General features: G+C 59.0%; 22 protein-coding genes. 16 read left to right on the top strand and 6 right to left on the bottom strand.

What is annotated here, in order from left to right; all coding sequences use genetic code 11:
- Positions 1-11: 11 nt before the first annotated feature.
- From lptB to ACJO5Y_RS15375, 5 genes are read right to left on the bottom strand one after another with little or no spacing between them, the layout of a single operon-like run.
- Positions 12-737 (bottom strand): LPS export ABC transporter ATP-binding protein, encoded by a 726-nt coding sequence (lptB, locus tag ACJO5Y_RS15395; RefSeq protein ID WP_406988418.1) that lies wholly within the window; start codon positions 735-737, stop codon positions 12-14.
- Complete coding sequence (gene lptA / locus ACJO5Y_RS15390; protein WP_406988417.1) at positions 715-1,272, bottom strand: lipopolysaccharide transport periplasmic protein LptA; 558 nt, start codon at positions 1,270-1,272, stop codon at positions 715-717. The genes lptB and lptA overlap by 23 nt, the downstream gene beginning before the upstream one ends.
- Positions 1,244-1,861 carry an LPS export ABC transporter periplasmic protein LptC gene (lptC, locus tag ACJO5Y_RS15385; protein WP_406988416.1) on the bottom strand — a complete coding sequence of 206 codons (618 nt, stop codon included), beginning with the start codon at positions 1,859-1,861 and terminating at the stop codon, positions 1,244-1,246. The genes lptA and lptC overlap by 29 nt, the downstream gene beginning before the upstream one ends.
- A gap of 14 nt (positions 1,862-1,875) precedes the next feature.
- Entirely contained in the window at positions 1,876-2,433 is a 558-nt protein-coding gene (locus tag ACJO5Y_RS15380; protein ID WP_406988415.1) for a KdsC family phosphatase, read from the bottom strand.
- An 11-nt stretch (positions 2,434-2,444) separates the two neighbouring features.
- Entirely contained in the window at positions 2,445-3,443 is a 999-nt protein-coding gene (locus ACJO5Y_RS15375) for a KpsF/GutQ family sugar-phosphate isomerase (protein ID WP_406988413.1), read from the bottom strand.
- 188 nt (positions 3,444-3,631) lie between these two features.
- Here ACJO5Y_RS15375 and ACJO5Y_RS15370 point away from each other — a divergent pair, with 188 nt between their 5' ends.
- From ACJO5Y_RS15370 to ACJO5Y_RS15320, 11 genes are all read left to right on the top strand, one after another.
- Positions 3,632-4,444, top strand: coding sequence for an ATP-binding cassette domain-containing protein (locus ACJO5Y_RS15370; RefSeq protein ID WP_406988412.1), 813 nt, complete (start codon positions 3,632-3,634; stop codon positions 4,442-4,444).
- Positions 4,441-5,223 (top strand): lipid asymmetry maintenance ABC transporter permease subunit MlaE, encoded by a 783-nt coding sequence (gene mlaE / locus ACJO5Y_RS15365; protein ID WP_406988410.1) that lies wholly within the window; start codon positions 4,441-4,443, stop codon positions 5,221-5,223. Before ACJO5Y_RS15370 ends, mlaE begins: the two co-directional genes overlap by 4 nt.
- 57 nt (positions 5,224-5,280) lie before the next feature.
- On the top strand, positions 5,281-5,730 hold the full coding sequence (gene mlaD / locus ACJO5Y_RS15360) for an outer membrane lipid asymmetry maintenance protein MlaD (protein ID WP_406988408.1): 450 nt from the start codon (positions 5,281-5,283) through the stop codon (positions 5,728-5,730).
- Between the two features lie 55 nt (positions 5,731-5,785).
- Positions 5,786-6,439 (top strand): MlaC/ttg2D family ABC transporter substrate-binding protein, encoded by a 654-nt coding sequence (locus tag ACJO5Y_RS15355; RefSeq protein ID WP_406988406.1) that lies wholly within the window; start codon positions 5,786-5,788, stop codon positions 6,437-6,439.
- Complete coding sequence (locus tag ACJO5Y_RS15350; RefSeq protein ID WP_406988405.1) at positions 6,436-6,753, top strand: STAS domain-containing protein; 318 nt, start codon at positions 6,436-6,438, stop codon at positions 6,751-6,753. Before ACJO5Y_RS15355 ends, ACJO5Y_RS15350 begins: the two co-directional genes overlap by 4 nt.
- Before the next feature lie 119 nt (positions 6,754-6,872).
- Positions 6,873-7,115, top strand: a complete 243-nt coding sequence (locus tag ACJO5Y_RS15345) for a BolA/IbaG family iron-sulfur metabolism protein (RefSeq protein WP_406988403.1) — start codon at positions 6,873-6,875, stop codon at positions 7,113-7,115.
- A gap of 30 nt (positions 7,116-7,145) precedes the next feature.
- A complete protein-coding gene (murA, locus tag ACJO5Y_RS15340; RefSeq protein ID WP_406988402.1) occupies positions 7,146-8,408 on the top strand; it encodes a UDP-N-acetylglucosamine 1-carboxyvinyltransferase in 1,263 nt (420 codons plus the stop codon).
- Between the two features lie 29 nt (positions 8,409-8,437).
- On the top strand, positions 8,438-9,082 hold the full coding sequence (hisG, locus tag ACJO5Y_RS15335) for an ATP phosphoribosyltransferase (RefSeq protein WP_406988401.1): 645 nt from the start codon (positions 8,438-8,440) through the stop codon (positions 9,080-9,082).
- Positions 9,083-9,302: 220 nt separating this feature from the next.
- Positions 9,303-10,610, top strand: a complete 1,308-nt coding sequence (gene hisD / locus ACJO5Y_RS15330; RefSeq protein WP_406988399.1) for a histidinol dehydrogenase — start codon at positions 9,303-9,305, stop codon at positions 10,608-10,610.
- A 200-nt stretch (positions 10,611-10,810) separates the two neighbouring features.
- Entirely contained in the window at positions 10,811-11,872 is a 1,062-nt protein-coding gene (gene hisC / locus ACJO5Y_RS15325; RefSeq protein WP_406988397.1) for a histidinol-phosphate transaminase, read from the top strand.
- Between the two features lie 252 nt (positions 11,873-12,124).
- Entirely contained in the window at positions 12,125-12,868 is a 744-nt protein-coding gene (locus ACJO5Y_RS15320; protein ID WP_406988395.1) for a Nif3-like dinuclear metal center hexameric protein, read from the top strand.
- Positions 12,869-13,139: 271 nt separating this feature from the next.
- Here ACJO5Y_RS15320 and ACJO5Y_RS15315 read toward each other — a convergent pair whose 3' ends face one another.
- Positions 13,140-13,586, bottom strand: coding sequence for a Z-ring associated ZapG family protein (locus tag ACJO5Y_RS15315; protein ID WP_406988394.1), 447 nt, complete (start codon positions 13,584-13,586; stop codon positions 13,140-13,142).
- A gap of 243 nt (positions 13,587-13,829) precedes the next feature.
- Between ACJO5Y_RS15315 and zapE the strand changes: the two genes are divergently transcribed.
- The 5 genes from zapE to ACJO5Y_RS15290 all read left to right on the top strand — a co-directional run bounded on the left by zapE (position 13,830) and on the right by ACJO5Y_RS15290 (position 22,978).
- Complete coding sequence (gene zapE / locus ACJO5Y_RS15310) at positions 13,830-14,927, top strand: cell division protein ZapE (protein ID WP_406988451.1); 1,098 nt, start codon at positions 13,830-13,832, stop codon at positions 14,925-14,927.
- Between the two features lie 188 nt (positions 14,928-15,115).
- On the top strand, positions 15,116-16,300 hold the full coding sequence (locus ACJO5Y_RS15305; protein WP_406988392.1) for a thiolase family protein: 1,185 nt from the start codon (positions 15,116-15,118) through the stop codon (positions 16,298-16,300).
- A 454-nt stretch (positions 16,301-16,754) separates the two neighbouring features.
- Positions 16,755-18,608 (top strand): DUF1302 domain-containing protein, encoded by a 1,854-nt coding sequence (locus tag ACJO5Y_RS15300; RefSeq protein ID WP_406988391.1) that lies wholly within the window; start codon positions 16,755-16,757, stop codon positions 18,606-18,608.
- Between the two features lie 33 nt (positions 18,609-18,641).
- Positions 18,642-20,003, top strand: a complete 1,362-nt coding sequence (locus ACJO5Y_RS15295; RefSeq protein WP_406988389.1) for a DUF1329 domain-containing protein — start codon at positions 18,642-18,644, stop codon at positions 20,001-20,003.
- 278 nt (positions 20,004-20,281) lie between these two features.
- Positions 20,282-22,978 carry a helix-turn-helix transcriptional regulator gene (locus ACJO5Y_RS15290; protein ID WP_406988388.1) on the top strand — a complete coding sequence of 899 codons (2,697 nt, stop codon included), beginning with the start codon at positions 20,282-20,284 and terminating at the stop codon, positions 22,976-22,978.
- Positions 22,979-22,994: the final 16 nt, after the last annotated feature.

Here is a 22,994-nt window from a genome sequence, read left to right as displayed (position 1 = left end):
TATGCGTTACGTCAAAGCCGGAATTCATTGCCAAGGTAAACCTCTTTCACCTGTTGGTTGGCCAGGATTTCCTCGGAATTGCCGGAGGCAATGATGTGGCCGCCCGACACAATGTAGGCATTCTCACAGATATCCAGGGTTTCACGCACGTTGTGGTCGGTAATCAGAACGCCGATGCCCTTGTCCCGCAAGTGGCGGATTATCTGCTTGATATCGCTGACTGAAATCGGGTCAACGCCGGCAAAAGGTTCGTCCAGCAGGATAAACGCCGGCTCCATGGCCAGTGCCCGGGCAATTTCCACCCGCCGCCGCTCACCGCCGGACAGCGCCATACCGACACTGTCGCGGATGTGGGTGATGTGAAACTCCTCCAGCAACTCTTCCACCTTGCTCTCGCGATCGGTCCGCTTGAGTTCCTTGCGGGTTTCCAGGATGGCCATGATGTTGTCCCGCACCGTCAGCTTGCGGAACACTGACGCTTCCTGGGGCAGGTAGCCAATGCCTCTGCGCGCCCGGCCATGCATTGGCAGCGGGGTGATGTCCTGGCTGTCGATGGTGATGCGGCCGTTATCCGCCGGCACCAGACCCACGATCATGTAGAAGCAGGTGGTCTTGCCGGCCCCGTTGGGACCCAGAAGGCCAACGATTTCGCCGCTACGGATCTCCAGGGAAACGTCAAGGACCACTTTCTTTTGCTTGTAGCTTTTCGCCAGATTACTGGCCCTGAGAACTGCCATCCGATTCCTGTCTGTTTTGGCTGCTGCGTGGCTGGATAACCATTTCAACACGGCCACTGCCGTTGGTTTCTTCGGCAGCACCTTCGGCGGTAACTACCCGATCGACGCTATCATAATGAATGATGTCGCCACGGAACAGGTTGCCGTTCTGTTCGATTTCCGCTTCGCGTTCGAACGTCAGCCGGCTCTCCGGAGCGGAATAGGTGATGTTGAGGGCGCGGGCATCGGTTTCGCCCTGACCATCCCGGGCGGGTTGCCGGTAGTGAGCGGGCTGGCCGGTTGCCTCGATACGCCGGAGGCCGTTCTCGTCCCGGTACAGGATCACCTTGTCGGCGGTAAGCTCGGTAGCGCCCTGGGTCAGGATCACGTCACCGGTGTAGGTGGCAACGCCCTTGGTGTCGTCCAGCCGCGCGTTGTCCGCGTTGACTGTGATCGGGGTGTCAGATTCCAGGTTGAAAGCGGCAGCGGATCCGGCAACCAGCAAGGCGGCCAGCGCGGCAGTCAATTTACGGATTGGCTTGTTGGCCAGGCTCATAGCGTCCTTCCACCTGTGAGTTGAGTTCGAGTATGCGGTCATCAATCCACGCCTTCATGCCGGTGGCCCGGGTTACGCTGAATGAGTCGGTCAGTTCCACCGGTGCGTCGGTATAGACTGTACGGCTACTGTTGTCCAGCGTCAGTCTGGAAGTCGTCAGTATGCCCTGCCGGTTATCGCTGGTATGGCGAATCACTTTGACATTGTCCTCCAGGAGTAGCAGCCCCTCCGCTTCGAGGAAGGTCCCGCTATCCGAGCTCAAGCGCCAGGGTTCCGGTTCGCCCTCGCTGTACAATCGCGCCCTGGGGGATTCCATCATCGCCCTGTTGTCGGATTCAAACTGTTCAATGCGTGGGCTTTCAAACCACACGGTCAGTCTTCCGATGTCATCAAAGGAGCGGTATTGACCGTTGACCACAAAACCATCGGGTTCGGACTGTCCCCTCAGGGCTGCTGCCTCCACCGGTTCCTGAGGGTCGTCACTCTGCCACATCATCATCACCAGAGCCACAACGGTACAGCCCAGCGCCAGGGTTCTCAGCACGGGGCGGTCAGCCAGCAGCAGGGTCGAAAGCAGATTGCCTCTCATGGTGACGGAATCCTTCAGTCGGCCTGGATATAGGTTGCCAGGGTGGAGTCAAGCGCGCCGCGCGCGGTCAGCAGCAGATCGCACGCCTCGCGCACCGCGCCACTGCCGCCGGCAACCGATGTACATACGTCGGCGTGTTCGCGGACCAGCCAGTAGCCATTAGGTACCGTGATACCGAGGCCGGCGAAACGGATGGCCGGCAGATCCGGCAGGTCGTCTCCCATATAGGCGATGTCTTCCGCAGCTACTCCCAGCGTGTCCACCAGCTCCTGCAGCGCCACTTTCTTGTCCTCGCGGCCCTGCATCAGGTGCGGAATGCCGAGATCCTTCATGCGCTTTTCGGTCAGTGGCGACGTACGCCCGGTGATCACGGCAACGGTAATACCTGCGGCCATGACCTGTTTGAGGCCAAGCCCGTCCAGAATGTTGAAACCCTTCATTTCATCGCCGGTGGCGCTGAAGAACAGCTTGCCATCGGTCATGATGCCGTCGACATCCAGGGCCAGCAGGCGGATGCCGGCGGCCTTGTCGAGAACGGGTGCGGGCCACTGCGGGGGCAGGGTGTCTGTCATCCGTTGGCTCCTCAGATTACGCCGGCGCGGAGCAGGTCGTGCATGTTGATCGCGCCGACCAGTTGACCGTTCTCATCGGTGACAGGCAGGGCGTTGATCTTCATCTCTTCCATGATATTCAGCGCCTCGGCGGCCAGATGGTCGGCCTGAATGGTCTTGCCGTTGTGGGTCATCACCTGGTGAATGGGGGTGGTGTGAACGTCAAAGGATTTGTCCAGCGTGCGGCGCAAGTCGCCGTCGGTGAACACGCCGGTCATGTTGCCGTCCGCGTCCACTACGGTGGTCATGCCCAGGCCCTTGCGGGACATTTCAAGCAGTGCGCCGCTGAGGGGGGTGTCGCCGGTTACCCGGGGAATGCGGTCACCGGTGTGCATGATGTCGGAAACCCGCAGCAGCAGGCGGCGGCCCAGGCTGCCACCCGGGTGGGAAAACGCAAAATCTTCGGCGCTGAAGCCCCGGGCTTCCAGCAGTGCGACCGCCAGGGCATCCCCCATCACCAGGGTGGCGGTGGTGCTGGACGTGGGCGCCAGCCCCAGGGGGCAGGCCTCCAGAGTTACGCTGACGTCCAGATTTGCCACCGCTTCCTTTGCCAGGGTGGAATCCGCGTTGCCTGTCATGCTGATCAGGGGCGCTCCCATACGGCGCAGCAGCGGCAGAATCGTGACCACCTCACTGGTATTGCCGCTGTTGGAGATGGCGAGCACCACATCCTGGCCGGTAATCATACCCAGGTCGCCATGGCTGGCCTCGCCGGGGTGCACGAAAAAAGACGGGGTGCCGGTGCTGGCCAGGGTGGCGGCAATCTTGTTGCCGATATGGCCGGATTTGCCCATGCCGGTGACCACCACGCGCCCCTTGCACGCCATGATGACCTCGCAGGCGCGGATAAAGTGATCATCGATGCGATCCGAAAGGGCGGTAATGGCGTCTTTCTCGATTTCAATGGCCCGGAGCGCCGAGTCCCGGAAGGTCTGAATGATGTCGGCTGTGGACTTGTTGCTGTCGCTCATGATGTTTTCGGCTCGCACCTTGTCGTCATTGGGGACACAGAATGAATTGGCGAGAGTATATCACTTCACGAGGCAGCAGGGCCTTGTTGAAGGAAACTGATCATTGCGATCAGGACATTTTGTGAAGGACGGATTGAGCTTCCAACCGGGTTCGCATAATGTAGGCCCCTGTTTGATAGGGATGGGTTATGGATTCGGACGCATACATAACATTGAGGGACGTGGTGTTCACCCGCTCGGGGCGGCGCATTTTCGATGGCGTTACCCTCGACATTCCCCGTGGCAGGATCACCGCCATCATGGGGCCGAGCGGAACCGGCAAGACCACGTTGCTGCGGCTGATCGGCGGCCAGCTCAAGCCCGACTCCGGCGCCATTACCGTGGCCGGTGAGAATGTGCCCGGGCTCAAGCGCAAGGCCCTGTACACCCTGCGGGAAAAGATGGGCATGCTGTTCCAGAGCGGCGCCCTGTTCACCGACCTGAGCGTGTTCGAAAACGTCGCCTTTCCCCTGCGGGTACACACCTCGCTGCCGGAAGACATGATCCGGGATATCGTGCTGATGAAGCTGGAAGCCGTCGGTCTCCGGGGGGCGAGGAATCTGATGCCGGCAGAGCTGTCCGGAGGCATGACACGCCGGGTGGCGCTCGCCCGCAGTATCGCCCTGGATCCGGAACTGATCATGTATGACGAGCCTTTTGCCGGGCAGGATCCGATCGCCATGGGCGTGCTGGTCAAGCTGATCCGTGATCTCAACAGCTCCATGGGCCTGACCAGCGTGCTGGTCTCCCACGACGTGCCGGAATCCCTCAGCATCTGCCACTACGCCTGCATCATCGCCGACGGCCAGGTGATCGGCGAGGGGACTCCGGATGAGCTCAGGCAGCACCCGTCCGAGCAGGTGCAGCAGTTCCTGCAGGGCCAACCGGATGGCCCTGTGCCGTTTAATTATCCGGCTGCGGATGCCGCGACCGACTGGGGAATTGCCGGAGGCTCCCGATGATGGGCCGGATTGCCCCTCTTGGCCGCCTGGGGCTTGATACCATTGCTGCGTTGGGCCGCGCCGGCCGTTTCCTCGGTGGCACCCTGGCCGGGGTGCCGAAACCTTCGGTGGGATTTCCGTTACTGGTTAGTCAACTTTATGCAGTCGGGGTATTGTCCCTGGCGATTGTTGTGGTGTCGGGTCTGTTTATCGGCATGGTGCTGGGGCTGCAGGGCTATACCATCCTCAGTGACTACGGCTCCGAAGCCGCTGTTGGCCAGATGACTGCGCTGACACTGGTGCGTGAGCTGGGCCCGGTCGTGACGGCGCTGCTGTTCGCCGGTCGGGCCGGCTCGGCATTGACCGCTGAAATCGGCCTGATGAAGGCCACTGAGCAGCTGTCCAGCATGGAAATGATGGGAGTGGATCCCCTCAGGCGGGTGATTGCCCCCAGACTGTGGGCCGGCTTTATCGCGATGCCGATCCTGGCTGTGATCTTCTCGGTGGTTGGTATCTGGGGCGGTATGCTGGTGAGCGTCGAATGGCTTGGCGTTTTCGAGGGTGCGTTCTGGGGTAATATGCAGTCATCGGTCAGCTTTGTGGATGACGTGCTGAATGGCGTGGTGAAAACCGTGGTTTTCGGATTCGTATGTACCTGGATTGCGGTCTACCAGGGTTATGATTGCGTGCCGACCTCCGCGGGGATCAGTACGGCCACCACCAAAACCGTTGTGTATTCATCGCTGGCCGTACTTGGCCTGGATTTTGTGCTTACTGCCGTCATGTTCGGGAATTTCTGACCCGGATTTGCGGTGCGAGCACAGCAGAGTTGACCAGAATTTAATCGGGAGCCGGAAATGGCACAGAGAACCACGGAAATCATCACCGGCCTGTTCATGATAGCGGGGCTTGCCGCGATATTGGTCCTGGCGTTGCAGGTGAGCGGGCTGTCAACCAAAAACGCGGGCGACACGTACACCCTGTACGCCAGCTTCAACGATGTTGGTGGTATTTCACGCAGGGGCAAGGTCGCTATGGCGGGTGTCACGGTGGGCTCGGTGCGCAGCGTGACCCTGGACAGGGAGACCTTCCAGGCCAGGGTGGAACTGGCCATAGATGCAGACGTGGACAATATCCCGGCGGACAGTTCCGCAGTAATACGTACATCCGGGTTACTCGGGGACCAGTACATTGATATTTCGATCGGTGGCGACATGGACTCCCTGAAGCCCGGCGACAGCTTTTATTCAACCCAGTCAGCCATGAATCTTGAGCGCCTGATCACCAATTTTGCCTCGGGCAAATAGCGCGGGTGATGAAGGGGTGGGGATACAAGGATCTGAAACGTTACAGGAGAAAGACATGGTATTGATCAGACGCAGCATGCTCTTTGTTGCTTTCGTAATGGCAGCCCTGGTGCTTCCTGCCCACGCGGGTCAGGAGGAAGACCTGGTGGCGTATGTGGACGAAAACACCCAGCGCCTGGTGGACAAGCTGAACGCAGAAAAGGGGCTGTATGACAAAGACCCCGAAGCCTTCTACAGCAGTATGGACAAGGAACTGCGGGAATTCGTGGATTTTCGTCGGATCGCTGCCCGGGTGATGGGCCGGTACGCACGCCAGACTTCTCCCGAACAGCGGGACGAGTTCGTTGAGAAATTCAAGCGCAGCCTGTTCGACAGTTACGCCCAGGCGCTGGTGAGTGCGGATGACTTCTCCATCGAAGTTCAGGGCGCCGAGATCAATGCCAGCAATAGCGAGCGAGCCTCTGTCCAGATGGAAGTGCAGACCGCCGGTGGCAACCGTTATCCGGTGACTTACTCCATGTACGTGAACGGCGAAGGGCGCTGGATGATGGAAAACATCATCGTTGAGGGTATCAATATCGGGTTGGCTTTCCGTGACCGTTTCGCCCAGGAAATGGAAAAGAATGCCGGGGAAGTGCAGGCTGTGATCGATGGCTGGGACAGTGCCGTGGAAGCCCTCAACCTCGAAGACGAAGTGGATAATTCATGAGTTCAGCCGCTCAGGTAGAGCTCCGCGGCGATACCCTGACGGTGAGCGGGACGATTGACCCGCTCACCGTACTGGCAACCAGAAAGCGGGGTGAGACGCTGATCCGATCCGCCACCGGCGATCTGACCGTGAACCTCAGCGCCATGGAAACGGCACACAGCGTCGTGTTGTCCCTGTTGCTTTGCTGGCAGCGGCTCGCCGGGAGCCAGGGGCTTGCCCTGTCGTTCAGTGGCGTCAGTGACCGGTTGAACTCACTGGCAGCCCTGAGCAACCTGGATGAACAGTTGCCGGGTTTTCGATCGGGCGCTGCCTGATACCTATCTCCGTTGCCCCACCGTTGACTCTCTCCATTCTGTCATTCATTGCTGGCTGACCCGGGCCGCGTAATTGGTTACAATCTCGCCCCTGATTTATAAACACCCGAGGAATTTCTATGGAAGCCGCCGAAGTTACCGAACTGGTAAAGCAGGCCCTGCCGGATTGCGACGTGCAGGTTCAGGTCGATGGCACCCATTACATGGTTGTCGTGGTAGGGGAGGTTTTTGAAGGCCTGCCAACCATCAAGAGACAGCAAATGATCAACAAGGTGCTGTTCCAGCACATCATGGATGGCACCATACACGCCCTGCACCCGAAAGCATTTACCCCGGCTGAGTGGGCCGCGCGCCAGGGCTGATAGCTGCCCGCCAATAACAGGAAGACTATTGTGGACAAACTTCTGATCAGGGGTCGTAAGCCCCTGAATGGCGAAATCCGGATCTCCGGCGCCAAGAACGCCGCACTGCCCATACTGGCTGCCACCCTGCTGGCGGACGAGCCGGTCACCGTGGGTAACCTGCCGCACCTGAACGACATCACCACCATGATCGAGCTGCTGGGCCGCATGGGTGTGGAATTGCTGATTGATGAAAAAATGAGCGTGGAAGTACACGCCAACACCATCAAGCATTTCCACGCGCCTTACGAGCTGGTCAAGACCATGCGGGCGTCCATCCTGGTGCTGGGTCCGCTGGTGGCGCATTTCGGTGAGGCGGAAGTATCGCTGCCGGGCGGTTGTGCCATCGGTAGCCGGCCGGTGAACCTGCACATCCACGGCCTGGAAATGATGGGCGCGGAAGTGAAAGTGGAAAACGGCTACATCAAGGCCAAGACCAATGGTCGCCTGAAGGGCGCCCACATCTTCCTGGACACCGTGACCGTCACCGGTACCGAGAACCTGATGATGGCCGCAGCCCTGGCGGACGGCAAAACCATCCTGGAAAACGCCGCCCGCGAACCGGAAGTGGTGGACCTGGCCGAATGCCTGATTGCCATGGGCGCCGACATCAAGGGTCATGGCACCGCGACCATCGAAATCAACGGCGTGGAGCGCCTGCACGGCTGCCACTACGACGTACTGCCTGACCGCGTGGAAACCGGCACCTATCTGGTGGCCGCAGCCGCTACCGGTGGCCGGGTGAAACTGAAAGATACCCGTGAAGACCTGCTGGAAGCGGTGCTGCTCAAGCTGGAAGAGGCCGGGGCGCACATCACCACCGGCAAAGACTGGATCGAGCTGGATATGAAAGGCAATCGCCCGAAAGCGGTGAGCCTGCGCACAGCGCCGTATCCTGCATTTCCGACAGACATGCAGGCCCAGTTCGCGGCGATGAACGCCGTCGCGGAAGGCACCGGCACCATCGTGGAAACGGTGTTTGAGAACCGTTTTATGCACCTGGATGAACTGAGCCGAATGGGCGCGGACATCACCCTCGAGGGCAACGCGGCGATCATCAAGGGCGTTGAGTACCTGACCGGAGCACCGGTTATGGCGACTGACCTCCGTGCCTCTGCCAGCCTGGTTATTGCCGGTCTGATGGCGGATGGCGACACCATTGTGGATCGCATCTACCACATTGACCGTGGCTACGAGTGTATTGAAGAGAAGCTGCAGCTGTTGGGCGCCAGTATCCGCCGTCTGCCAGCATGATCGACACGGATCAGAAACCGGAAGGACACATGACCGACTCCATCACCATCGCATTGTCGAAGGGGCGAATCCTCGATGAAACCCTGCCGTTGCTTGCCGAGGCAGGCATTGAGCTGGTTGACGACATCAAGAAATCCCGCAAGCTGGTGTTTCCCACCACGGATCCCAATGTGCGCGTTCTGATTATTCGCGCCACGGACGTACCGACTTATGTCCAGTACGGTGGGGCCGATCTCGGGGTAACGGGTAAGGATGTGCTGATGGAGCACGGTGGTGACGGCCTCTACGAGCCGCTGGACCTGAACATCTCCCGCTGCCGCCTGATGACGGCGGGCCCGAAGGATAAGCCGGCACCGGCCGGACGCATCCGTGTGGCCACCAAGTTCGTCAACCTGGCGCGCCGTTATTATTCAGCTCAGGGGCGCCAGGCCGATATCATCAAACTGTATGGTGCGATGGAACTGGCTCCGATCCTGAATTTGGCGGACGAAATTGTTGATATCGTCGATACCGGCAACACGCTGAAGGCCAATGGCCTGGAGCCAAGGGATCTGATTGAACACATCAGCAGCCGTTTGGTGGTTAATCGCGCGTCCATGAAGATGAAACATGGGCGGATTAACCCCATAATTGAAAAAATGTCCGTTGCTGTGGACAAGCGCCGGCAGAACTAATAAGGCGAACTTGGGAGTACGAAGCGGTCAGGTAGGGCTTTCCAAAACACGCTCCTTCGGCACATCCATGTGACGCTTGGGCTCCGCCATCCATGGCTCCGCACAGTTTTGGAAAGCCCTACCTGACCACTTCCCCAAGTGCTGTATTGCCTTCGAGCGCCTTGGTGTATCCAGCTAGTTTTATACAGCGGAGTAATCCTCCGAATACAGGAAAGGTGAAATGACCGACATCAGCATCACTAGATTAAACGCCTCCCAAAGTGACTTTGACAGTGCACTGGCCAAACTGCTGGCCTGGGACGACAGCGTGGATCATCAGGTGAATGAGTCGGTGCGTCATATTCTGCATGAAGTGAAAACCCGCGGTGACCAGGCGGTTCTGGAGTTTACCGAGAAGTTTGATCGCCTGAAGGTCGGCAGCGTTGCCGAGCTGGAAATGGACCAGAGCAGACTGCAAAAGGCTTTGGGTGCCATTCCGGAAGATCAGCGTGTGGCCCTGGAAAAGGCCGCCGAGCGGGTGCGGAGTTATCACGAACACCAGAACCAGAAGTCCTGGCAGTACGAGGACGAAGACGGCACCGTGCTTGGCCAGAAAGTAACACCGCTGGATCGTGCAGGCCTGTATGTTCCGGGTGGCAAGGCTGCCTATCCGTCTTCCGTGTTGATGAACGCCATTCCTGCGAAGGTTGCGGGTGTGAGCGAGGTAATCATGGTTGTTCCGACACCGGACGGAGTGGTGAACGATATGGTGCTGGCGTCCGCAGCCATTGCCGGCGTCGACCGCGTATTCACCGTCGGTGGCGCGCAAGCGGTTGCGGCTCTGGCCTACGGCACGGAAACCATTCCCGCTGTCGACAAGATCGTCGGCCCGGGTAACATCTTTGTCGCCACCGCTAAACGGGAAGTCTTCGGCACCGTCGGCATCGACATGATCGCCGGTCCGTCCGAAATCCTCGTGATCTGCGACGGCAAAACCGACCCCGATTGGATCGCCATGGACCTGTTTTCCCAGGCGGAACACGACGAACAGGCCCAGTCCATCCTGATCAGCCCGGACGCAGAATTTCTGGACGCGGTCGAAGCCAGCATCAACAAACTGCTGCCGACCATGGAGCGCGCAGACATCATCCGCACCTCCATGACCGACCGCGCCGCGCTGATCCAGGTCGCCGACCTCAGTGAAGCCGCCAGAGTCTCCAACCGGATCGCTCCGGAACACCTGGAGCTCTCGGTGGAGAACCCCGAAGCCCTGGTGGAAGAAATCCGCCACGCCGGCGCGATTTTCATGGGCCGTTACACCGCCGAAGCCCTCGGCGACTACTGCGCCGGCCCGAACCACGTGCTGCCCACCAGCGGCACGGCACGGTTCTCTTCGCCGCTGGGGGTTTATGACTTCCAGAAACGTTCGTCCATCATTGGTTTCAGCGCCGAAGGGGCGGATCGCATGGGGCGCGTGGCGTCGGTGTTGGCCCGGGGTGAGGGGTTAACGGCCCACGCCCGGTCGGCGGAATATCGGGTTAAAGATTGAGTTAGTTTGTCGGATTACGCTTCGCTAATCCGACAATATGCTATCACCCAAGTTTGAGAGCGCGGCAGGCAGGTCGTCCCAAAAATTTCGAAGGCCAAGGATGGCCTGAGAGAAGCGCACATGGATGTGCTCGTAGCGGTTTTTGGGACGACCTGCCTGCCGGGCTCCTGCACCAATATGCTCAGGAGCATAATTCCCAAATGAGTAAATTCTGGAGCCCACTGGTCAACGACCTGGTGCCTTATGTACCGGGCGAACAGCCGAAGATGGCCAACCTGGTGAAACTGAACACCAACGAAAACCCCTTCGGCCCGTCACCCAAAGTCATCGAAGCCATCCAGGCCGAACTGAACGACAGCCTGCGCCTGTACCCGGATCCGGAAGGCGAAAGTCTGCGCCAGACCATCGCCGGCTACCACAACGTCAAGCCCGAACAAGTCTTCCTCGGCAACGGCTCCGACGAAGTCCTGGCCCACATATTTTATGGCCTGTTCCAGCACGGCGAACCGGTCTTCTTCCCGGACGTCACCTACAGCTTCTACCCGGTGTACTGCGGCCTCTACAACATCGAAGGCAAAACCGTCCCGCTGACCGACACCTTTGAAATCAACCCGGCCGACTACAAACAACCCAACGGCGGCGTCATCTTCCCGAACCCGAATGCGCCAACCGGGCGTTACCTCGGCCTGGAGCATGTAGAAGCTATCCTGCAGGCCAACCCTGACCGCGTAGTCGTAGTAGACGAAGCCTACATCGATTTCGGCGGCGAAAGCGCCATCACACTCGTCGACAAATACCCGAACCTGCTGGTGACCCAAACTTTGTCCAAGGCCCGCTCACTGGCCGGTCTGCGGGTCGGCTTCGCGGTAGGCCACCCGGACCTTATTGAGGCCCTCAACCGCGTCAAAAACAGCTTCAACAGCTATCCCCTGGATCGCCTGGCCCTCGCCGGCGCAAAAGCCGCCTACGAAGACGAGGCCTGGTTCCAGAAATGCTGCGATGGTGTGATTTCCGAGCGTGAGCGAGTGACCAGCGCGCTGGAAGATCTGGGTTTCGAGGTGCTACCGTCAAAAGCCAACTTCATCTTCGCCCGCCACAAAACTCAGGCCGGCGAAGTTCTGGCAAAGGGCCTCAGAGAGCAGGGCATCATAGTCCGCCACTTCAATAAGCCCAGAATCAGTGACTTCCTCCGAATCACAATTGGCACCGCTCAGCAGAACGATGCCTTGATTGACGGTCTAGAAAGACGGGCGATTCAATAAATAAGACTTGATCTTGCACCGTGAGATACACGGAGCGAAAAGAGGTTCACTGCGGAGTCTGGTCGGTCATGGGGTGGGGGTACCTTTTCCGGCGGGACAAAGGTGTCTGAGCGCAGCGAGTTCTTTTCCCATTGGAAAAGGTGCCCCCGCCCCGTGACCTGCCCCAGGGGGCAGGCCCGTCAATGAGGCTGACGGTCCCATTGGTCCGCACATGAGTTTCCTGACTCGAGCTACATAAGAGAGGTCATCGCCATGGCAAACCGCAACGAGATTCTCAAAACAATCGAACAATGGCTCCAGCCCGAAAACTTCCAGGACTACTGCCCAAACGGCCTCCAGGTCGAAGGCAAAGACGACGTTAACACCATCGTCACCGGCGTTACCGCCTCAAAAGCCCTCATCGACGCCGCCATCGAAGCCAACGCCGACATGATCCTCGTCCACCACGGCTACTTCTGGAAAGGCGAAGACCAACGCATACAGGGCATGAAACGCCAGCGCATCAAACAGCTCCTGGACCACGACATCAGCCTCGTCGCCTACCACCTGCCACTGGACGACCATCCCGAATACGGCAACAACCGCCAGTTGGCCGACGTACTGGGCATCGAAAACCCGCGCCCCCTCGGCGGCCTGGTCTGGGAAGGCGAACTGCCACAAGCGGTCAGCCCCGAACAGTTCGGCCAACTCATCGCCGAGAAACTCCACCGGGAACCGCTGTGGGTGGGCGAAGGAAAACCGGAAATAAAACGGGTAGGGTGGTGCACCGGTGCGGCTCAAGGCTTCATCAACGCCGCGCTGGACGCGGGCCTAGATGCCTACGTTAGCGGCGAAATTTCAGAACCGACGACCCACACCGCCCGGGAATGCGGTATTCACTACTACGCAGCAGGCCATCACGCGACGGAGCGTTATGGTGTGCAGGCATTGGGTAAGGCGTTGGAGAAAGAGTTTGGTGTAAACCACCGGTTTATCGATTGCGATAACCCAGTCTAAAAATGGTGGGGGGAAGGCGCGTCGAAAGTCTGGGTGGCTGGTTGAGTGCACCGTTCCAAAACTGTGCGGAGCCATGGATGGCGGAGCCCAAGCGCCACATGGGCGAAGCAAACGTTTATGAAGCAAAGCTTCATGTGCAGCTGAGCGACAGCAATCTGTGATTGCTGGCCGGACCCCGCAGGGGTGCCGAAGGAGCGTGTTTTGGAACGGTGCACTCAACCAGCCACTTCACCCAGGACTTAGGCCTGGGCGACACCAAGCTATCGGGCTATCAGGCCTTCGAGGTTGAAGACTTCTCACCCTTCTTAAGCCCAAAGTCCTCAGCCAGCGTGCCCTTGTCCTCAGGCCCGGCCTTCGGCGCATAATCCCGAGGCGGCTCCACGCCATCCTCGCGAACATCCTCCAGACGAGCACGGGACGTCTCCCGCTCCAGCTCATCCATCCAGTCCTCATCATTACACAGCCGGTTCGCCCCCCGCGCCATGTGCTGATTCACATCGCGATACGAATCATTGAAACGGCGCAGCAGATGGGCAGACTCCATAAAGTGCTCATTTACCTGGGCCTGGTAGCGGGTATATTCGCTACGCAGCTCCTCAATCTGTTGCTCGACACGGCGCTGACGCAGATTAGTAGTCTGCCCCGAGCGGCCAACCAGTACGCCGATGACAATGCCAACAACCAATGCGGCAATCGCTGCCAGAATCAGGTTCGTCATAAGATGTGTCGTCCTTTTACGTATTAAGAGCTCAGCCCGTTAATGGAGTATAACGTTCCAGGCCGCCTGCGCCCATCCATACAGCCTGAGCCAATCGTCGTATTGCTTCAATCAGGAGCGCCCTGACCGCCGGATCAGAGGCCCCGCGCCTGCACTGACGTGGCGAAAAATCCCAAAATCGGCCACAATACGCCGCCGTAAATGAACGACCACACTTCGGGAACAGGCTTGATGACCGACCACATGACCCCTTGGCAACGCTACCAGCAGGATCTCGAACGCCCGGATTTTCTCCGGGATCCGGCACAGGAAGATGCCGTCCAGCGTTTGCAGTCACTGTACGACAAACTCGTGGAAGCCGAAAGCGAACGCCATAAAGGATTGGCAAAACTGCGAAGAAAACTGAAAAAGGGTAAGGAAGAGCCGGTCAAGGGACTGTATTTCTGGGGCGGGGTTGGTCGTGGCAAGACCTACCTGATGGACACCTTCTATGAGTCATTGCCGTTTGATCGCAAAATGCGGGTTCACTTCCACCGCTTTATGCAGCGTGTCCACAACGAACTCAAATCCCTGAAAGGGGAGAAAAACCCGCTGGAACTGGTGTCTAAAAAGTTCGCTGACGAAACCCGGGTGATCTGCTTCGACGAATTCTTTGTTTCCGACATCGGTGACGCCATGATCCTGGCCACCCTGATGGACGGTCTGTTCAGCCGCGGCGTGACCCTGGTGTGTACGTCCAACATCGTTCCCGATGGCCTCTACAAGGACGGTCTGCAGCGCGCCCGCTTCCTGCCAGCCATTGACCTTGTGAAAAAACACACCGAAGTGGTGAATGTCGACGGCGGCGTGGATTATCGCCTGCGTACGCTCGAACAGGCCGAGCTCTACCACTTCCCGCTGGATGACGAAGCCGACGTCAGCCTCCGCAAGAGCTACGATGCCCTGGCGGTGGAAGCGGCCAAGCACAGTAAGTCCATGGAAATCAACGGCCGCAAGATCCCCGCCATCGCCCACGCCGACGACGTGGTCTGGTTCGACTTCAAAGACGTGTGCGACGGTCCCCGCAGCCAGAATGACTACATCGAACTGGCGCGCCAGTTTCACGCCATCATCATCAGCAACGTCCCGGTGCTGGGGGGCGACAAAGACGACCAGGCCCGCCGCTTTATCAACATGATCGACGAATTCTACGACCGTAACGTCAAAGTCATCATCTCCGCCGCTGCCGCCATCACCGAATTGTACGCCGGCGGCCGCCTGGGCTTCGAGTTTGAGCGAACCGAATCCCGGTTGCTGGAGATGCAGTCCAGGGAGTATCTGGAAGCGGCGCATAAACCGTAAGAGCCAGTGTCGGATTACGGCTGCGCCTAATCCGACCTACCGTTACGCACGGAGCTGAGTATTTAAGTAGGTTGGATTAGCGAAGCGTAATCCGACAACCCCGGTTCAACAATGAACAAAGAGTAGGTCGGATCAGACGCAGTCGTAGTCCGACAAACCTACCAAACAACCAATAGAGAGATTCAGCTATGAGCACAGATAACGTAGTCATCGTCAGCGGCGTCCGCACCCCCATGGGTGGTTTTCAGGGCAGTCTGGCCGACGTCAGCGCTCCGGACCTGGGCGCCATCACCATCGCTGAAGCCGTGAAGCGCGCTGGCCTGCAGCCGGCAGATGTACAGGAAGTGGTTATGGGCAACGTACTGCCCGCCGGCCTCAAGCAGGGCCCGGCCCGTCAGGCCATGCGCAAGGCCGGTCTGCCGGACAACACCGGCGCCACCACCATCAACAAGCTGTGTGGCTCCGGTATGAAAGCCGCCATGTTTGCCCATGACATCATCAAGGCTGGCAGCAACGACATTCTGGTTGCCGGCGGCATGGAAAGCATGTCCAACGCCCCTTACGTTCTGCAGGGTGTCCGCAAAGGCTACCGCATGGGGCCGGGTCAGGCGCCGCAGGATCATATGTTCCTGGATGGGCTGGAAGACGCCGAAACCGGTCGGCTGATGGGTGCCTTTGCTCAGGAAATGGCGGACAAGAAAGGCTATACCCGGGAAGAGATGGATGAATACGCCATCACTTCTCTGACGCGGGCCAAGAAAGCCATCGACGAAGGCCTGCTGAAGGACGAAATCGTTCCGGTTACCGTCAAGACCCGTAAAGGCGACGTGGTTGTAGAAGACGATGAGCAGCCCCACAACGCCAATATTGAGAAGATCCCGAGTCTGCGCCCGGCGTTTGCCAAAGACGGCACCGTCACCGCCGCCAACGCTTCTTCTATTTCCGACGGCGCGTCTGCGCTGGTGCTGATGCGAGAGTCCGAAGCCGAGAAACGCGGCCTCAAGCCGCTGGCCCGCATCGTCGGCCACAGCACCCAATCCCAACACCCGTCCGAGTTTACCTGTGCGCCGGTGGGTGCGATCGAAACGCTGTTTTCCAAAACGGGTTGGAGCAAGGAAGACGTCGATCTGTTCGAGATCAACGAAGCCTTCGCCATGGTCGCAATGATGCCGATCCGCGAGCTGGGTCTGGACCCGGAGAAGGTCAACATCCACGGCGGCGCCTGCGCCCAGGGCCACCCTGTCGGCTCCACCGGTTCCCGCCTGCTGGTCACCCTGATGTACGCACTGCAGCGTTACGGCAAGAAGAAGGGCGTCGCAGCGCTGTGTATCGGTGGCGGTGAGGCTACGGCCATGGCTATCGAAATGCTTTAAGGCTCCGGGCCTTTGTCTTTGGTGTTTTGGAGAGGTGTCATCCCCTTTCCAAAACACGCTCAAACAGAGTAGGTCGGATTAGCGCAGCGTAATCCGACACCCCATCCTGACCCGCTGTCGGGTTACGCTACGCTAACCCGACCTACGCCTTTGGCTGGACGCGGAGAGAGAAACGCCCCTCCGTGCTTGCACCTCATTCAGCCTATCTCCTTCCCCGGAAATGGACATCTAAACAAGGTGGTTGCATCCAATATTGTTGTCTATAGTGATTCAGTGCGAGGGAACCCGGCGGTAAAACAGGGTGTGACCGCAAAATCATACTTTTGACTGATCAAAGCGCCCAAGGGCGTTAGCTATAGTGCCAGCATCACGAGCACTGTGCATGAAGCCTCCAAACATCGTGAACACCAATAATCAGAGCAGCGACTCAGAACAACAATGGAGTAGCCTTCCAATGACAAGAAAAACTCAACAATGGCATCAGTGGGCCAAATTGCCGCTGGCCGTGGCGGTTGCAGCCGGTATGTCCGGGCAGGCAACTGCCTATTCGTTTTACCTGGGGGACGTGGAAGCCCAGTTCAACACCACGCTGTCATACGGCGCTATCTGGCGCACCCAGGAACGTGACCGGCGCCTGATCGCTCAGGGTAACCTCGGACCTGAATTCGCGAACACCACGGTTGGCGCTTCCACCAACAACTACGACGACGGCAACCTTAACTTCGAAAAGGGCGATGTGGTCTCCCACGTGGCCAAGGGCAACAGTGAGCTGTTCCTGAACTACAACGTAATGGGCGACTATCTGGATCGTGTTGGCGCACTGGTCCGGGGCCGTTACTGGTACGACTTCGAACTGAAGGACGGCGACCGTGCCGTTGATGATGTTGGTCAGCAACGTGAGCTCAATGACGATGCCAAGGATAACGCCTCGGGTGGTGAGTTCCTGGATGCCTACGTCTTCTCCGACTGGTATTTCGGCAATGTGCCGGTCAGTCTGCGCTACGGCAAGCAGGTGGTGAGCTGGGGTGAGAGTACCTTTATTCAGGGCGGCATTAACGTCATTAACCCGATTGATGTGCCGGCTTTCCGCGCGCCGGGTTCTGAGCTGAAAGACGCGCTGCTGCCTGTGGAGATGTTCTACATGTCCGCCGGTGTAACAGAGAATGTGACCGTTGAAACCTTTGTCCAGGCGGACTGGGAGCCGGTACGCATCGATGATTGCGGCACTTTCTTCTCCACCAACGATTTCACTGCCGATGGCTGTGGCCCTGTACTTCTCGCGGGTCAGCTGCCGGATTCCCAGGCATTCGCCCAGGGCTTCATTGCTCCGCGTCTGGGTGACAAGGAAGCAGATTCCAAAGACCAGTTCGGTGTGGCATTGCGCTGGTACGTGCCCGCGCTGAATGACTCGGAACTTGGCTTCTACTACATCAAGTACAACAGCCGTCTGCCATACGTCAGCGGTACCGTGCGCGATGATCGCGAAGGCGAGCGTTTCCCGTCCTACTTCATCGAGTACCCGGAGAACATCAACCTCTACGGTGTCAGTATCAACACCACCACGCCGGGCGGCTGGTCGTTGGGTGCGGAATACTCTTTCCGTGACAACATGCCGATCCAGTGGAACGCGTTTGAGCTGATCTACGGCGGTCTTCAGCAGGTGAACCCGGAAACCGGCGAGCCGGCCAGTTTGTTGCAGGTTCAGCGTGAAGCGGAGAACCCCGGTGTTGATCTGCGGGGCATGGAGGTGGAAGGTTATGACCGCTTCAACGTTTCCCAGGCCCAGTTCACCCTGATCAAGTTCTTTGACCAGGTCATGGGCGCAAGCCGGTTGTCGCTGATTACCGAATTCGGTGCAACCTACGTTCACGATCTGCCGGACCAGGACGAAGCCCGTTATGGTCGTTCAGGTACCTTTGGTATCGGTGAACTGCCGGGCGGCGCCTGTGACGGAACCGGCGCCACTGGAGCGGCGCTGAACATCAATACCAGCTACTGCACCAACGACGGTTTCGTGACGGATTTCTCCTGGGGTTATCGTACCCGTCTGGTCTGGAGCTACCCGAACGCGATTGCTGGGATCAACCTGTCACCGCAGTTGGCCTGGAGTCATGACGTCGAGGGTTACGGCCCGCAGCCAGGTGGCGCCTTTAATGAAGGCCAGAAGGCCATTGGTGTCTCGCTAGAGGGCGTGTACCAGAACAAGATCACCGGTAATATCGGTTATACGAACTTTTTCGGCGGTAAACCGTATAACGAGTTAACTGATCGTGATTTTGTCAGCGCGAGTGTGTCCTACTCCTTCTGAACCGGTGCGAATTTGTTTAACGAGGTAATCTAAATGAAACTGAACAAGAAGCTAATGGCCTCCGGCGTTCTGGCAGCATCCATGTTTGCCGGCAATGCCTACGGTGTGGTGCCCGCCGAAGAAGCCGCCAAGCTGGGTGACAGCCTGACGCCCATCGGCGCCGAGAAAGCCGGCAACGGGGATGAAATTCCGGCCTGGGACGGCGGCCTCAAGGAAGCGCCTGCCGGCTATAACGACGATGGCATCTACGTGGATCCGTTCGCGGACGACGAGCTGCTGTTTACCATTGATCAGAGCAATGTCGATCAGTACTCCGACAACCTGTCTCCCGGACAGGTGGCGATGATCAAGAAGTACGATGACTACAAGATCCCGGTCTACCAGACGCGTCGTACCGCCACCTATCCTCAGGAAGTGATGGATGAAACCGTCAAGAACGCGACCAACGCTGAACTGATCAAGGATGGCAACGGCATCGCCAACTACCAGGATGCGACGCCGTTCCCGATTCCGAACAACGGTGTTGAAGCCATCTGGAACCACATCACCCGCTACCGTGGCGGCTCTGTCCAGCGTAACGTGGGTCAGGTAACGCCAACCGAAAACGGCAACTTCAGCGTGGTCAAGTTCCAGGACGAGCTGACCTGGCGCGCGTACCTGAAGGACTACGCGCCGGATCAGGATCCCAACGTCCTGTTCTACTTCAAGCAGGCCATTACCGCACCGGCTCGTCTGGCGGGTAACGTACTGCTGGTCCACGAAACCCTGGATCAGGTGGCTGAGCCACGTCGTGCCTGGGTATACAACGCCGGTCAGCGCCGTGTTCGTCGTGCGCCCCAGGTGGCCTATGACGGCCCGGGTACCGCAGCGGACGGTATGCGTACCTCCGATAACTTCGACATGTTCAACGGCGCGCCAGACCGCTACAACTGGGAGTTGGTGGGCAAGAAGGAAATGTACATCCCGTACAACTCCTACGAATTGGTTGATCGTGACCTGAACTACGATGAAATCATCAAGGCCGGGCATATCAATCAGGACCTGACCCGCTATGAACTCCATCGTGTGTGGCATGTTCGCGCGACCCTGAAAGATGGTGAGCGTCACATCTACGCCCAGCGGGATTTCTACCTGGATGAAGACTCCTGGCAGGCCAGTGTGATTGACCACTACGACGGTCGTGGCGAACTGTGGCGTGTTGCTGAAGCCCATGCCATGCAGTTTTACGATCAGCAGGTTCCCTGGTACGCGATCGAGGTGCTGTACGATCTGCTCTCCGGTCGTTACCTGGCCCTTGGTCTGACCAATGAGGAAAACGACCCCTACACCTTCGGTGTGGAGCGTAGCTCCCGTGAGTACACTCCGGCAGCTCTGCGTCGGGCTGGCGTACGATAACGCGCGCGTCTATCCGTAAGACAAAAACGGCGGGCTTTCGGGCCCGCCGTTTTTTTATGTCCGGACTTTTTTTGCGAAAATGTTGAAAATTCGCCGCCATTTTACACACTGCTACGTCAAAGTTTTGCAGCCCGCCCGGCATTTGGTTTAACCTCTCTCTCATACTAAAGGCGTACCCGATGATGGTACCCAGATACATTGTGCAAACATTGCATATTCCGGAGGCACGTCAGTGCAACTCGCGGTTGCCCGTGAGCCGGACTTGAGCGGGGCGAAGTGTGAAACCATTTGATGATGGCAGTGCCGCCAATGATGAGTTCCAGTCGGTTTCGTCTGGCGCGCATCGGGGCGAGCTGGTCAGAGATCTTTTGCGACAACGGGTCCGTATTCCGTCACCACCTTCCGGTGATCTGAAGCGACCTGTGTTAACCGGGCGAATCCAGGCGTCACTGGAGCCCGGGCGCGTGCTCTATCTGGAAGCGCCTTGTGGCTATGGCAAGTCCCACGCGTTGCTGTCGGCGCTGCATGAGGCAGACCGACCGCAGGAAGCTATCAAGTGGATATCCCTCACCACGCAGGATAATGATCCCGCCCGGCTGATGATGCTGCTGGGCATTGCGCTCAACCCCCAGACTGCCCAGGACAGCACCCTGGCCCACGCCACCGCAAATCACAGTGAGGCACTGTCATTGCTGCTGGCCCAGGACTACTGGCAACGGCCCGAGCGCAAGGCCGTGCTGGTGCTGGACAACCTGGCCTCCGCCACCCACCCGATGCTGATTGCGTTGCTGGAGCAGCTGATTACCGAGCTGCCCAACGGTCTGGCCCTGGCCCTGGTTTCCCGCAAACCCCTGCCGTTTGAAACTCACAAATCGGAACTGGAAGGGCGCTTTACACGAATTGGTCCCGAAACGCTGGAGCTGACCCGGCAGGAAACCTTTGAGTTTTATGCCTCGGCGCAGGCTAACAGCCAGCTCACCACCGTCGCGATTGACCACCTGTATTCCCTGACGGAAGGCTGGATTACCCCGCTGGCACTGTACCAGCGGGAGCTGGCCGCATTGGCCGAATCCCGGTTGCCGATCCAGGAAACGGTCAGCGTTGAACGTTTCCTGCGGGATTCCGTGCTTGCCCGCCTGACTCCGCCCCAGCAGCGGGCCCTGCGGATCATGGCCGAAATGGATATTGTCTCCGACGACCTGTTTGGCAGCCTGACGGATCGGGCCTGTGACACCGGGTTCCGACCGTCCGTGGCGGCGGAGGCCGGCCTGCCCCTGCGTCCGCTCCCCGGACGGGGGCGATGGTTCCGCCTTAATCCGCTTTTTCATGAGTGGCTGAGAAGTTCCGCTCTTGATGGCGCCACGGATCGCGCGCTAGCGGCCAGTCGCTGGTTCTGTCAGCATCACCAGCTTCCGGAAGCCCTGCGATACGCCTTGCTGTCGGAAAACGCTGATGAAGCCATCAGGATCGCTTCCGAGGGTTCCGAGGCCCTGCTGATTGGCCAGGATACCGCCTCGCTATTGCGTTTGCGCCGCTCACTGCCGCTCGGTCTGCTGGAACACAGCGCACGGCTGCAGTTGGTGTACAGCTGGGTTCACGCTATTGGGGGCCAGTTCTCCCAGGCCAGGGCCCTGCTTGATGGCCTTCCGGATGCCGAGCGCGAGGCATTGTCCGGCCGGATCGATGCCCTGAAAGCCTTCATCCTGAGAGGCGAGGGTTACGTTGAACAAGCCCTGGAGGTTGCCGATCGGGCCCTGGAAGCCGAGAAGCTGTCCACCCAGGGCCAGCTGGTGACTCAGATGGTCCGTTCCAGCGCTTTTTGCGCAGCCGGGCGATTCGCGGATGCCAGAGAAGCCAACCGGGCAACCGCCAGGCTTGCCCGCGAAGCCGGGGATTCCGGCTCGGAAGCTCTGGCGGTCTATACCCATGCCCGCATTGAGCTGGGCAAGGGGGCGCTGAAGCACGCCGAGCAGCTGTTACGGACCGGTCTTGATACCGCCATGAATGAAACCGCACGCCCGACACGGGTTGGCGAAACCAGGTTGCAACTGAACCTGGTGCTGGTGTTGTGGCATCAGGGCCGACAGGCCGAGGCCGATCGGCTGCTGGTGACCTGTAGTCGCCACGCCGAGCAGGCCCGGGACCTGGGGCTGTTGCTGGCCATGGCCTTGCGGGTATTGATTTGCCGTACCCAGGGCCGGCTGGAGGATGCCTTCGTGTGGATTGGTCGTGCCGAGCGCACCATGCATGCCTGGGAAGTGGACGAGTCCGTTTTCGTGCCGGTGCTGGAGGCGCTGAAAGCGAGCTGCTGGCTGGCGTCCGGTAACATTGAAAGCGCCGCCCACGCCATGGAGCGCCTGCAGCCCTACCGGGACACCGGTTGTGTGCCGGAGTTGATTCCGATGATGCCGGGCTTGCTGGATTCGCTGCAAATGAGGATTGAGCTGGCCAGGGGAGATGACGTCAAGGCGGCGGACACCCTGCGCTCCATTCGTCTGGACAACGGTCGGGTGATGCCGTTTGCCGTGGATTTGCATCTTATACTGCTGGAAAGCCTGCTGGTGTTCCGTGAGAAGGGCGTGGCGGCTGCCCAAAAACTGTTGACCCGGGCGGTCAATATCGCGGCGCCGGAGCACTTTATCAGCCTCTTTGCCGAACTTTACACCGAGATGGGCGAGCTTATGGAGAAGGCCTATCCGCACCTCCCGGAAGGAGATTTTACCCGTTCACTGGGGCAGCTTTTCGGGCTGTCGATGGCCAAGGTTAATGCCGTACCTCTGGCGGAACCCATCAGCGAAAGGGAGCAGGGGGTGCTGGAGTTAATCGCCAACGGCCTGTCCAACCAGGAAATAGCCGACCGGTTGCACATTTCCCTGCACACCGTAAAAACCCACGCCCGTCGCATCAACGCCAAGCTCGAAGTCAGATCCCGCACCCAGGCCATCGTCCGCGCGCGGGAGCTTGGTTTACTGTAAATGCCCCGGTGTCGGG

It is taken from the genome of Marinobacter alkalisoli (assembly GCF_045449855.1).
Classification (GTDB): Bacteria; Pseudomonadota; Gammaproteobacteria; order Pseudomonadales; family Oleiphilaceae; genus Marinobacter.
The sequence above is the reverse complement of the archived record's forward strand: the minus strand, read 5'-3'. Positions and strand labels throughout refer to the sequence as shown.